The following is a 12,112-nucleotide window of genomic DNA, read 5'->3' on the forward strand; positions in this document are numbered from 1 at the left end:
CAGACCACTTCAAGCGTATAAGGAATGTTTTATGCAACCCTTTGTTTATGATGGCCTGCCATCCCGCGTGGTGTTTGGCCGAGGAACCCTGTCGCGTCTAAGTGAAGAGCTGGACCATCTAGGCTGTTCACGTGCCCTGGTGTTGGCCACGCCTCAACAGCACGAGCAGGCAAGCCGCATACTAGAGCAGCTGGGTGAGAAGGGCATTGGCGTATACGCTGACGCCGCCATGCATACGCCAGTCGAAGTGACCGACAATGCCTTGCAGGTGGTGAAAGAGCTGAACGTGGATTGCACTATTGCCATGGGTGGTGGCTCGACGATTGGTTTGGGCAAGGCGATCGCTCTGCGCACCGGCTTGCCGCAGATCGCCATTCCCACCACGTATGCAGGCTCAGAAATGACCCCGATCCTGGGGGAGACCCGCGACGGTATCAAGACGACGCAGCGCACTTTAGATGTACTTCCAGAAACCGTCATCTATGACGTTGATCTCACCTTGACGCTACCCGCTGAGATGTCCGGAACCAGCGGCATTAACGCGATTGCTCATGCGGTTGAGGCGCTATATGCCCGTGACTGCAACCCAGTAATCGCGCTAATGGCAGAGGAGGGGATCGCGGCGCTGGCGAGAAGCCTGCCCGTGATTGCTAACGACCCCAGCAACGTAGAAGCGCGCTCTGATGCCCTTTACGGTGCTTGGTTGTGCGGCACGTGCCTTGGTTCGGTGGGGATGTCATTGCACCATAAGCTGTGCCATACCTTGGGCGGCTCTTTTAACTTACCCCATGCAGAAACGCACACCATTGTGCTGCCCCATGCACTGGCTTATAACGCCCCTGCAGTGCCTGACGCAATGGCTCGTATTGGCCGCGCGCTGGGCTGTTCGGACGCCGCTGTGGGGCTTTATGACTTAGGCCGTGCAGTCGGCGCACCCAGTGGGCTTGCTGAACTTGGCTTTACCCCGGCCGATGTTGAGCGCGCCACAGAGATCGCTACTCAGAACCCCTATTGGAACCCGCGCGAAATAGAAGCCACAGGCATTCAGCAGTTGCTCAGCGATGCCCAGGCGGGCCGTCGTCCTCACGCTCAACCTGGGGGTGCGCAATGAAAGTGCTCTTCATTAACGCTACCGTGATTACCATGGACTCGCAGTTGGGCGAGTTAAGCAACGGCCAGGTGCTGGTTGAAGATGACCGACTTGCCGCCGTGGGCCATGGCCTTGTCGATGACCCTAAGGCGCAGGGCGCAGAGGTTATCGACTGTGCTGGCGGTATTCTCATTCCTGGGTTGGTGAATGCGCATATGCATACCTGGCAGACCGGGCTGCGTGGCGTTGCCGCCAACTGGACGCTGCTTGAGTATTTTCGCCACATCCACCGCGGTCTGGCGGCGCTGTTCACGCCCAATGACATTTATATTGCGACCCGTATGGGCGCGATTAATCAGCTTAACTGTGGCACCACCACATTAGGTGACTGGTGTCATAACAACCCGACCCCAGACCACACAGACGCTGCCGTGCGTGGGCTAAAGGAGTCCGGAATACGGGCGCTGTTTATGCACGGCTCACCGAAACCCGACCCACAGACTGGTCAGCCGCATTTTAGTGAGATCCCCCACCCGCGCCATGAAATCGAACGGCTGTTAAAAGGCGAGCTGGCGAATCCAATGGGGCTTGTCACCTTAGGCATGGCCATCCTTGGCCCTCACTATTCAACCATTGACGTTACCCTGAAAGACTTTGCCCTGGCGAAAGAGTTTGGCCTTGTGGCTTCGATGCATCAGGGCGGCGGCGCGGCGGTAGCGCTGGGCGCCTGGGATGAAGTTGAAAGCCGTGGTTTGCTGGGGCCCGATATCAACATTGTGCATGGCCAAAGCCTGGATGACGGCCAGATGTCACGGTTCTGCGCCAGTGGCGTGACGTTCTCGATTGCGCCGGAAAACGAGATGACCCAAGGACACGGCTTTCCAGTCACTGGGCTGGTACGCCAGCACGGCGGGGTGTTGTCTCTGGGGGTTGATCTTGAGTCTGTACTTTCGGGTGACATGTTCAGCGTGGCACGTATGGCTCTTGGAATGCAGCGTTCCCTTGATAACGATGCTTCACGTCGGGAGCAAGGCAAGATACCGGACACATCGACAATTACTACCCGAGAAGCACTTGGCTGGATCACGCTGGATGGGGCGAAAGCTCTTGGGCTCGATGCCCGCATTGGCAGCCTTACGCCAGGCAAGCAGGCCGACTTGGTGCTGATCGACAGCAACAAGCTCAATATGCAGCCGGTCAATGACCCAGTTTCTACGGTGGTGATGCAGACAAGCCTAGCTAACATCGACAGCGTCATGGTGGCAGGGCAGTTCAAAAAGCGCAGCGGCCGCCTGTTGATTAATACCGAGCAAGGTATCGCTGAGCTTGCCAAGTCTGGCCACCGTATTCACGCCGAACTACTGGCGCGTGAAGCCCACTCGACACAGGAGGCAAACCAATGACAACCATTTCCACGACGCGCCCTTCGCCACCTAAGGTGGCTTGGGTGGGCTTGGGTAAGCTGGGCTTGCCCATGGCCGCCAGAGTTATCCAGGCAGGAACCGCGGTACAAGGATTTGACCTTTCCAGCGAGCGCCTCGCGTTGGCCGCCGCGTTAGGGGTCACGCCCCATCAGCAGCTTGCCAGTGCGGTGGCTGATTGTGACCTAGTGTTTGTCTCGATTCCCGACGACCGCGCTTTAATCGCGCTTTGCCTTGAAGCGGGCGAGCTGGTTCGCCACATGATGCCCGGGAGTATCTTGGTCGAGACCAGTACGGTGAGTGTTGAAGCGTCTGTCCGAGTGGCCGAAGCGGCCAAAGCTCATGGCATCACGTATTTGCGTAGCCCCGTGTCGGGTAATCCCGTGGCGGCTGAGGCAGGCACACTGTCGGCGATGGTATCTGGCCCCCGCGATGCACTGGCAACCGCCAAACCGGTGTTTGAAGCCTTTACCAAAGCACAATATTGGCTGGGCGATGAAGAGCAGGCTCGGGTCGCCAAGCTGGCGATTAACCTGATGATTGCCGTCAGTGCCGGAATGATGAGTGAAGCGCTGACCCTGGCGCGCAAAGGCAACATTGAATGGGACGCCATGTTGACGCTTATTTCCGACAGCGCGGTGGGTTCCCCGATGGTGAAGTACAAGGTGCCGCCACTTTCCCAGCGCGATTTCACCTCGACCTTTTCCGCTGCCCAAATGGCCAAAGATCTCGATCTGATTCTTGATTGCGCCCACACCTCTGGGGTCACAACGCCACTGGCAGCGCAAATGCGCGAAGCCTATACCGCGCTTATCGCCACGGGCCATGGCGATGATGACTATATCGCCACCGTACATCATACCGAGCGCCTTTCAGGGCTTGGTGAGCCGACGCCAGCACAGGATAGGGGGCAATAAGATGCGCAACCTGACGACTGATAATATTACCGCGGCGGTCATTGAAGAGTTTTCTAGCTGCGAAGACGCGCGGCTAAAGACGCTGATCAATGGCTTGGTCAAACACCTGCATGCTTATCTGCGTGAAGTGCAACCCACTGAGCAAGAGTGGGCCCAGGCGATTGAGTTTCTGACCCGCACGGGGCAGATGTGCGATGACGAACGCCAAGAGTTCATTCTGCTTTCTGACACCCTTGGTGTGACCATGCTGGTGGATGCCATTAACCACTCAAACAGTGACCCGAACATTACCGAAAGTACCGTATTGGGACCTTTTTACGTGGCGGATCCTCCTCAAGCGAATCAAGGTGATGCCATTAACTGGGGGGTTGAAGGCGAGCCGCTATTCGTTGAAGGCCACGTGCACGATGCCCAGGGTAAGCCCTTGGCGAATGTCACCATTGATGTCTGGCAGTCTGACAGTGAAGGCTTTTATGACGTCCAAAAGCCTGAGCTTGAAAGCGCATCATTGCGCGCTCGCTTCCACACCGATAGCCAAGGCCGTTACGCCTTCTGGACGGTGACCCCCTCGCCTTATCCGATTCCGACGGACGGGCCAGTGGGCAAAATGCTCGACATTACCGGGCGACATCCTTATCGCCCAGCGCATGTGCACTTCATGCTGATGGCGCCGGGGTACGAAACCTTGGTCACCCAAATCTTCGCCGAAGACGACCCCTACCTTGATTCGGATGCGGTATTTGGTGTGAAAGATTCACTGGTGAAGACGTTTGCTCAGCAGCCAGCAGGGCAAGCGCCCGATGGACGGCAGATGGAAACGCCTTACCGCTATTTTCATTACGACTTCGGCTTAAAGACGGCCTGAGCGTCTCAACCTGAACGTCCGGCTCGTACTGAGCTGGTTAAACCGAAAGAGGAAACGACATGACAACGATCGATCAAACCGCTATCGCAACGCTATTTACTGAAGCACGTACCCACAACGTTTGGCAGGATCGTGACGTTAGCGAGGAAACGCTGCGCGAGCTGTATAACCTAATGCATTTCGGCCCTACCTCAATGAATTGCCAGCCAGCGCGGATTCTGTTCCTGACCACAGATGAGGCCAAAGAACGCCTGAAACCCGCTCTGATGCCAGGCAATCAGGAAAAAACCATGAAGGCACCGGTGGTCGCCGTGCTTGGTTTCGACACAGAGTTCTATGAGCATCTGCCGCGCATGTTCGCCCATAACAAAGACGCAAAATCGCTGTTCGAAGGCAAACCGGACTTTATTCATTCCACAGCATTCCGTAATAGCTCCATTCAAGGTGGCTATCTCATTTTAGCGGCTCGCGCGCTAGGGTTGGACGCTGGCCCTATGTCTGGCTTCAACAACGCGGCCGTGGATGAAGAGTTCTTCCCAGATGGCAAAGTGAAGAGCAATTTTCTGTGTAACTTAGGCTATGGCGATACGAGCGCGTTGTTCCCTCGTGGCGACCGCTTCTCCTTTGATGAAGTGTGCAAAGTGATGTAAAAAACTTTATGGCTAACGCTTGCTTGTATGCCTAAACGTAAGGGGCCGTGACTGTCATGGCCCCCTTTTTCGCTTGCATCGTAGCAAGGGGAGCCTCGGCGCAAAACTAGTGAGGCGTTGAGATGGTTGTTGACTGGGTGTTCGTGGCGTTAATGGTAGTGGCTGTGCTGCTGACTGGTATTTCCAAGTCAGGATTTGCCGGTGGGGTAGGGGTGGTGGCTGTGCCATTAATCTCGTTAAAGGCAAGCCCAACGTTCGCTGTCGCGGTGATGCTGCCGCTACTGATTGTAATGGATGTGTTTAGTCTCAAGGCGTGGTGGCACCAGCGGGTTGGCCGTCTATTGTGGCTTATGTTTCCGCCCGCGGTGCTAGGGGTGGTGGTGGGTTACTTCACCTATGGCTGGTTTGATGAAGCGCTGCTGACATTGCTGTTGGGTGTGTTTTCGGTACTGTTTGGCCTATGGGGGTTGTTCAAACCGCTACGTGGCAAATTAATGCCTGGCTGGGTAGGGCGCCTGTGTGGTGGCATTGCAGGATTTACCAGTTTTATTGCCCATGCGGGCGGGCCACCGCTGAATTTTTACCTGCTGCAATGCCAGCTGAGCAAACAGCAGTTCCTAGGGACGGCAGTGGTTTTTCTGGCCATTACTAACCTGGTGAAGCTGGTTCCCTACACCCTGCTGGGCTTGGTTAACCTTGATAACCTGTCTATAGCGCTGTTGCTGATGCCTGTTGCATGGCTGGGGGTTCGGTTGGGGCTGGTTATTCAAAAACGCATCAATGGTGAGCTGTTTTTCCGGGTGATTCTTTGCCTGCTTATTCTGCTGGGTATCCGCTTAATCATGGACGGTATAGGCTGACACTTAATGGTAAACTTTTTATAACTGTTCTTTTTTAATAGCAGCCTCATCGAAAAAAGTGTTTAACACCACGTTGGCGGCCTGATGGTTTGGTGATGTGTTGGAGTTGTCATGAGAGAAGGTCGTGCTGAGATAAACGAAACAAACCCAGAAGGGCCTTACGATAAGTTATCGCAGATGCCCTCCTCCAAAATCTCGAATACTGAGTTCGCACGATTTATCGACTTCATTGAAAAATTTGAAGATGAAACTGAAAGTTCGCTCTCTATGGCGCTTGGCTATCGTGAGATGCGTATGTTGCTGCACGTCATGCGTAACCACCTTGCGGGTAGGTTAACCACCCCCACGTCTCTTGCCGATGCGTCTGGCCTCACCTACGGTACGGCAAAGCGCGGCATCGAGAGTATCATGCAGCGCGGTTTGCTTATCTCACGGCCAAGAACTAAGTCGGGTAAGACGGTTTCGTTGCATCCTTCCCCTCAAATGATCCAGGAGTGGGAAAGCTACGCCGAGCGTATTAAAGGACTCCTCGGCCCATTGTTCGGTATAGACCCAACATCAGATTCAGCCAGTAAGATCTTTCTGGGGATGTCGTCATCTGAGCGGGTGATATCGACCCCGGCAGTGCTGTCTGCGCGGCTTGAACTTAAGGGTGGATTACGTGTGTTAGCGCATGCTGACCCAACGTTCATGGCCATGCACAATCTTAAACGTCAGTTGGAGTCGATCTTTGGGCTGGAGATACGTAACAAGGCAAGGTCAATCGATAATCTGTTAGATGAGATTCTAGACAATGCTCGTTTAGCCAAATCGCGCTATGACGTAGTGGCCTGTGACTTACCCTGGTTTGGTGAGTTAGCGGCGGATGGTGTTCTGATGCCACTTGATGCATTAATTATACGCGATGATTATGATCTCTCTGATTTTCATCCAATGGCTATACAGAGCTCAGGGTATGCGGGCAGTCAGTACGGTATACCCGTTCAAACAACACCAGAACTGCTCTGCTATCGTCAGGATGTTTTCGAGGCGTTGCAGTTGACGCCTCCAACCACAACAGAAGCGCTTGTCAAAGTCGCTAGACAGTTACATGAGCCTGCCAAAGGGCGTTACGGCATCGCTTGGAATGCAGCGAGAGGCACGCCCCTCGGTCATACCTTTAGTTTTCTTATGGCGAAGTTCGGTCAGCCGCTCCTTAATCTACCCAGTTGTCTGGGCGGGTATGACTTCCAACATGCCACCGGTGAGCAGCTGCGGCCTATGTTTCAATCAGACGCTGCTTACAGGGCCTGTGAATATATGCTGGATATACTCAAATACTCCCCGCCTAATATTCTCAGTATGTCCTGGTATGAACGCGCCCAGTCGTATGCATCGGGAGAAGCCTGCATGGCCTACTGCTATACGTTGCTGGCCCCATTGTTTGAGCTAGACCGGCAATCACCAGCTTATGGTAATACGGGCTACCTTCCCCATCCGATTGGAAATCATGGCCGCGCGATCACCCCAATAGGCGGCTATGCACTTGCCATTCCCGCGAACTTAGCGCCAGAGCGTGTTGAGGCAGTATGGACAGCACTACGCCACCTGACCTCCTCGAACATGTCCAAACTCTATATTATGAACGGCAGCCTGGTAACACCGCGTTTTAGCGTTAGCCAAGACCCTGAAGTGTCAGCATTATCACCACTGATTAAGATTGTTGATGACATGGCAAACAAGGATATTTTACAGGCGTGGCCACGTCCGCCCGTACCGGGAATTACCGACCTTATTAGTATTGCAGGCAATGAGATATTCGAGGTGCTAGATGGCAGACGCTCGATTAAGAAAGCCTTGTCGATCGCCCAGGAACGCGCGGACAAAGTGATGCGAGAAAAGGGTCATTATTGAGTGAGGCGTGAATAGTGAATTGTAAGGAGTGAGGAACGAGGCATAATCCCATGCCTGAAAGGCAGGCATGGGTACGGGGAGTGCCTGTTACTGCATGATCATACCGCCATCAATCATCAGCAGTTGGCCCGTCATATAATCGGATTCTGCACTGGCCAAGAAAGACGCGGTGCCGACCACATCTTCAGGGTATGAGTAACGCTTCATAAGAATCATCTTCTCCGCCAGCTCATCCATCGACTGCCCCTGCTTATCGAACTTGCCAATGCTGACCAAGTCTTTGTCGAGCTGCTCCCAAAGCTCAGTGCGAACAACGCCAGGGCCATAGCCATTAACGGTAATGTTATGATCTACCAGGGCTTTGGCGCCGCCATTAATCATGGCGAGCACAGCATGCTTGCTGCACGAATAAGGAACTACGTCATCAAAAGCCTGGCGCGACAGTATTGAGCCAACGTTAATGATTTTGTAAGGGCCGTTTTCCTTACCCTGGCTTATCATCTGCTTTGCCGCTTCCTGCATGCCGAGCAGGCACCCCAGAGCATTAACATCCATTATCTGGTGCCAATTTTCCTCAGTAATATCAAGGAACATCAATGGCTTATTAATGCCTGCATTATTGACCATCACATTCAAGCTGCCAAAGGCCTCGACCGTGGCGTTCACCGCCTCCTGAACCTCGGCACGGTCAGTGACGTTGAGTTTGACGGCAATGGCATTGCCGCCATTAGCTTTAATGCGTGCTGCGACTTCCTCGCATCCTTCAATGTTGATATCGGCTACGCAAACCTTCGCCCCTTGCGCCGCATAGTGTTCAGCAACGGCGGCACCCATGCCACGTGCGGCGCCTGTAATTAGGCAGTGTTTACCTTTGAGTCGAGTGTTGTCCATGAGGTCACCTTAGTAGTCTTATTGTGAGTTACTCCACGCCACCAAAAAAATAGTCTTTGTTGTTGGGCGTAGGGAGTCTGCGTTAACAAGGGCACCGTCGTTTATCCCGCATTGCTAATGACAGATTTTATTACCTTGTGATGGCATATTCTCGGTATGTAATACCGGCAATGACAGGTTGGTCCGTCGTTAATATGACCAGATTGGACTTTTCTACGGGCACTGCGTTATGAGAAAGCATGTAGCTAGTGTTTAATGTCAGCTTTATAGCTTTAGTTTAAATAACAGCGTTTTATTATTTTCAGGTTCTCGCCCAGTGAAAGTTCCTGAAAGTGGGTTTGATGCTAAAAACTTCAAGTCTATTTATTCGTAATAAGAACAAAGAGAGGTGTTTATGTCTCAGCCCTGTATTATTTGTGTCGCTATCACCGGCAGCCTGCCGCGCAAAGAGAACAATCCTGCCGTGCCGATTACGGTTGAAGAGCAGATTGAAAGTACCCAGGCTGCTTTTGAAGCGGGAGCGACTATCGCTCATTGCCATGTGCGCAACGATGATCAAACACCCTCTTCAGACCCGGAAAAGTTTGGCCGCTTGATGGAAGGGCTCAAGAAATACTGTCCCGGCATGATTATTCAGCTCTCAACCGGCGGCCGCTCTGGCGCAGGTGAAGCGCGTGGCGGGATGTTGTCGCTTAAACCCGACATGGCCAGTCTGTCGGTAGGCTCAAACAACTTCCCCAATCGCGTTTACGAGAACCCTCCTGAGTTGGTGGAGTGGCTTGCCGATGAGATGCTTAAGTACGACATTAAGCCTGAGATCGAGGCGTTTGATCTGTCGCACATCCACCAAGCGGTGAATCTTTCAAAGCAAGGCAAGCTAAAAACGCCGCTCTACGTGCAGTTTGTCATGGGTGTTAAAAACACTATGCCCGCGGATAAACCCACTTTTGATTTCTATATCGAAACGCTCAAGCGACTAGCGCCTGATGCACAATGGTGCGGTGCAGGCATTGGTGCCAATCAATATCTGCTTAACGAGTGGTCGATTGCGGCGGGGGGGCATACACGCACCGGGCTTGAAGATAACGTGCGTCTGGACAGCAATACTCTGGCACCCTCAAACACTGCATTAGTTGAGCGTACTGTTGCTATGTGCGAAAAGTACAGGCGCCCGGTAGCGACCTGGAAACAAGCGCGTGAAATATTGGGGCTACAAATGAGTGGTAGCCAAAGGTAAAGCAGTACTAATACTTGGAGGTGCACTTGCTATTTATAACATCAGTAAGCCAAGACGCACTATTGATCCCAGCGGAGTCAGAAAATTACAAATTGAAGGGTGAATAGCGCTTTGAGCCAGTTAGGAGGAATGATGCAACCTGCCGATAACACGGCAGGGCATTGTCGTGTCGATGGTTTAGCATGCTCGAGTTCTAATTGTTCTGCGCTCATGCAACTTAGTGCCTTGGGCTTTTAAGGACGGCGATCAGAGCTATCGCCAGACCGCCGCTCTGTTGTATGACTCGGTGTGCCCTGCTGGTGTTGAGGTGGCCGCTTTCCAGAATTACGATCCCGAAACTTGCTCCAGGCGGATTTGGCTTTCTGTTGGTTTTCTGGCTTACGCAGCCAATTTGCTGCTGCCATCATTATCCACTTTTTCATGCGAACCTCCTGCTTCCTTTTCAGAGGTGTATATGCGTCTTACCATTTGGCCTATATCCTAACTATTCAATATTGACTCATCTTTGTAACATTACAAGGACGTTCTGGTACTATTTTATAGACTGCTCTTAGAGATTATCTGAAGACATAAATTTGGTCCGACGTCTCCCCCTGATTGAGTAATGATGCTCTCTTCGATTGCCCCCACGCGGCTGACTATTGCCAAGGAAGTTTTCCATGTTTTTCCCAAAACGCGTTGCCTTCACGTCGCTCATTGCTATGTTTGCGCTGCTGCTGCCGCCCGCGCTGTTGGCTCAGGATGCCCATATTGGCAGCGTGCGAACGGAGTTCAAACTATTGGGCCCGAACAACACCATTGAAGTGGAGCGCTTTGATGATCCGAAAGTGCAGGGCATTTCCTGCTATCTTTCCTACTCGCAGATTGGTGGGATCACCGGTGCGGTGGGGCTAGCCGAGGAAGCTAGCGAGGCGAGTGTGGCGTGTCGTCAGACGGGTGAGATTGTATTTGACCCAGCTGAAGTCGAGGAGCAAGAAGTGATTTTTACTCAGCGGCGCTCGGCACTTTTCAAGAATATGCGCGTTGTTCGCATGCACGATACCGAAACGCAGACCTTTGTGTACCTGACCTATAGCACCAAACTGGTAGATGGCTCGCCTAAAAATGCGATTACGGCCGTCCACTACGGTGAGTTAGGAGGCGGCCAGTAATTGACGCGTGTGTGCTTAGCGGGGGTTGCCTAGCGTTTGTGTCCAGTAGGTTGAATAGCGTGATTCTGAGTCGTTTGCTTTCGCCATGCCCATTTCAGTAAAAGCGTCGTTCATGATGTTTTGGCAGTGGCCGGGACTTGATAACCAGCCGCTCACCACGGCGGACACCGAGGTATGGCCAGCGGCGATATTTTCTCCGACGGCTTGCCAACTGTAAGCTTGGTTACTGACACGCTGCTCAATTCCACTACCATCCTGAGCGGTATGGCTAAAGTAGTCGTTCTTAGCCATGTCTTGGGAGTGCAGTTCGGCGGCTGCTTCAAGTTCACAGCTCCACGTTAACGATTCCACTGCCTCAAACCGTTGATCGCCGCATTGCCGCTGCTGATTGCGCGCCTCGTTAATCAGGGAGAGCATTTTCCGCTTTTGATCGGTGAGTTCACACTGATCTTGCACGCTGGCCTTATCGCTCTGGGGTTCGTCAGTTGCCCATGAGCTATTTGAGCCCATGAGCATGACAAGCATTAGGCTGAAAAACGCCCCGGCAGTAGGGCGCTTGGTAAGGAGATTAGCCACCGAATTTTTCATTCTCGCCTAGGTCTGGAGTGGCGTCCTTTTTGAGATTAGCTTTGGCGATCTCATAGAGCTGAAAGGTTTTACTCTCTTTGGCTTTCCAGTGTTCACCCATCTGGACTTTAACTTCAAGCAGTGCAACGTCTGGATCGTCCTTGCCTTCAGGAAACCAAGCGCCGACGAAAGGGTTCCAGTATTTTTCGATCAGATCACGGTTATCGATCAGGTTGGCTTTGCCCGAAAGCGAAACGTACACGCCCTCTTCCTGATCAGAAAAACTGAGACACACATCATGATCACTCTTGGTTTCAAACACTTTTTCAGCACTGCGACGAGTAAAGAACCACAGGGTGCCATCATACTCTTCCTGCACTAAGTGCATCGGCCGAGCTCGCGGCATATCGTGATCCAGCGTAACGAGCATGCCAACTTTAATGTCTTTGATCATCTTCCAGATCTTTTGCTTATGTTCAGGGCTGGACATAGCTTCACTCTCCTTATGAATCAAGTATTGCGAATAGCCATCGACAATGCTTGTACGTCGATGTTGCTAACTACAGCCTA

13 protein-coding genes are annotated in these 12,112 nt (G+C 52.8%); 9 read left to right on the forward strand and 4 right to left on the reverse strand.

Annotated features, from left to right (window positions below; translation table 11 throughout):
* The first annotated feature begins 31 nt into the window (after positions 1 to 31).
* The 7 genes from Q3Y66_RS06700 (at position 32) to Q3Y66_RS06730 (ending at position 7,696) form a co-directional block, all read left to right on the forward strand.
* On the forward strand, positions 32 to 1,111 hold the full coding sequence (locus Q3Y66_RS06700; protein ID WP_008960021.1) for a maleylacetate reductase: 1,080 nt from the start codon (positions 32 to 34) through the stop codon (positions 1,109 to 1,111).
* Positions 1,108 to 2,493, forward strand: a complete 1,386-nt coding sequence (locus Q3Y66_RS06705) for an amidohydrolase family protein (RefSeq protein ID WP_008960022.1) — start codon at positions 1,108 to 1,110, stop codon at positions 2,491 to 2,493. The genes Q3Y66_RS06700 and Q3Y66_RS06705 overlap by 4 nt, the downstream gene beginning before the upstream one ends.
* A complete protein-coding gene (locus Q3Y66_RS06710) occupies positions 2,490 to 3,428 on the forward strand; it encodes an NAD(P)-dependent oxidoreductase (RefSeq protein WP_008960024.1) in 939 nt (312 codons plus the stop codon). The genes Q3Y66_RS06705 and Q3Y66_RS06710 overlap by 4 nt, the downstream gene beginning before the upstream one ends.
* Before the next feature lies 1 nt (position 3,429).
* Entirely contained in the window at positions 3,430 to 4,293 is an 864-nt protein-coding gene (locus tag Q3Y66_RS06715; protein ID WP_008960025.1) for an intradiol ring-cleavage dioxygenase, read from the forward strand.
* A 59-nt stretch (positions 4,294 to 4,352) separates the two neighbouring features.
* Complete coding sequence (locus Q3Y66_RS06720; protein WP_008960026.1) at positions 4,353 to 4,943, forward strand: malonic semialdehyde reductase; 591 nt, start codon at positions 4,353 to 4,355, stop codon at positions 4,941 to 4,943.
* A 122-nt stretch (positions 4,944 to 5,065) separates the two neighbouring features.
* Positions 5,066 to 5,803 (forward strand): sulfite exporter TauE/SafE family protein, encoded by a 738-nt coding sequence (locus tag Q3Y66_RS06725; protein WP_008960027.1) that lies wholly within the window; start codon positions 5,066 to 5,068, stop codon positions 5,801 to 5,803.
* Positions 5,804 to 5,914: 111 nt separating this feature from the next.
* Positions 5,915 to 7,696, forward strand: a complete 1,782-nt coding sequence (locus Q3Y66_RS06730) for an ABC transporter substrate-binding protein (RefSeq protein ID WP_008960028.1) — start codon at positions 5,915 to 5,917, stop codon at positions 7,694 to 7,696.
* Positions 7,697 to 7,783: 87 nt separating this feature from the next.
* On the opposite strand, the gene Q3Y66_RS06735 is transcribed toward Q3Y66_RS06730, so the two are convergent.
* Positions 7,784 to 8,587 (reverse strand): SDR family NAD(P)-dependent oxidoreductase, encoded by an 804-nt coding sequence (locus tag Q3Y66_RS06735; protein WP_008960029.1) that lies wholly within the window; start codon positions 8,585 to 8,587, stop codon positions 7,784 to 7,786.
* Positions 8,588 to 8,981: 394 nt separating this feature from the next.
* Here Q3Y66_RS06735 and Q3Y66_RS06740 point away from each other — a divergent pair, with 394 nt between their 5' ends.
* Positions 8,982 to 9,824 (forward strand): 3-keto-5-aminohexanoate cleavage protein, encoded by an 843-nt coding sequence (locus tag Q3Y66_RS06740; protein WP_008960030.1) that lies wholly within the window; start codon positions 8,982 to 8,984, stop codon positions 9,822 to 9,824.
* 233 nt (positions 9,825 to 10,057) lie between these two features.
* Here the strand turns inward: Q3Y66_RS06740 and Q3Y66_RS06745 are convergent, their stop codons facing one another.
* Positions 10,058 to 10,246, reverse strand: a complete 189-nt coding sequence (locus tag Q3Y66_RS06745) for a hypothetical protein (protein ID WP_139041612.1) — start codon at positions 10,244 to 10,246, stop codon at positions 10,058 to 10,060.
* Positions 10,247 to 10,525: 279 nt separating this feature from the next.
* Here Q3Y66_RS06745 and Q3Y66_RS06750 point away from each other — a divergent pair, with 279 nt between their 5' ends.
* Entirely contained in the window at positions 10,526 to 10,975 is a 450-nt protein-coding gene (locus tag Q3Y66_RS06750) for a CreA family protein (RefSeq protein ID WP_337998530.1), read from the forward strand.
* A gap of 15 nt (positions 10,976 to 10,990) precedes the next feature.
* Here Q3Y66_RS06750 and Q3Y66_RS06755 read toward each other — a convergent pair whose 3' ends face one another.
* Both Q3Y66_RS06755 and Q3Y66_RS06760 read right to left on the reverse strand, forming a co-directional pair.
* Positions 10,991 to 11,551, reverse strand: coding sequence for a CAP domain-containing protein (locus Q3Y66_RS06755; RefSeq protein ID WP_238528602.1), 561 nt, complete (start codon positions 11,549 to 11,551; stop codon positions 10,991 to 10,993).
* Complete coding sequence (locus Q3Y66_RS06760; protein WP_008960033.1) at positions 11,544 to 12,032, reverse strand: pyridoxamine 5'-phosphate oxidase family protein; 489 nt, start codon at positions 12,030 to 12,032, stop codon at positions 11,544 to 11,546. Before Q3Y66_RS06760 ends, Q3Y66_RS06755 begins: the two co-directional genes overlap by 8 nt.
* Positions 12,033 to 12,112: the final 80 nt, after the last annotated feature.

The sequence above is a fragment of the Halomonas sp. HAL1 genome (assembly GCF_030544485.1).
Lineage (GTDB): Bacteria > Pseudomonadota > Gammaproteobacteria > Pseudomonadales > Halomonadaceae > Vreelandella > Vreelandella arctica.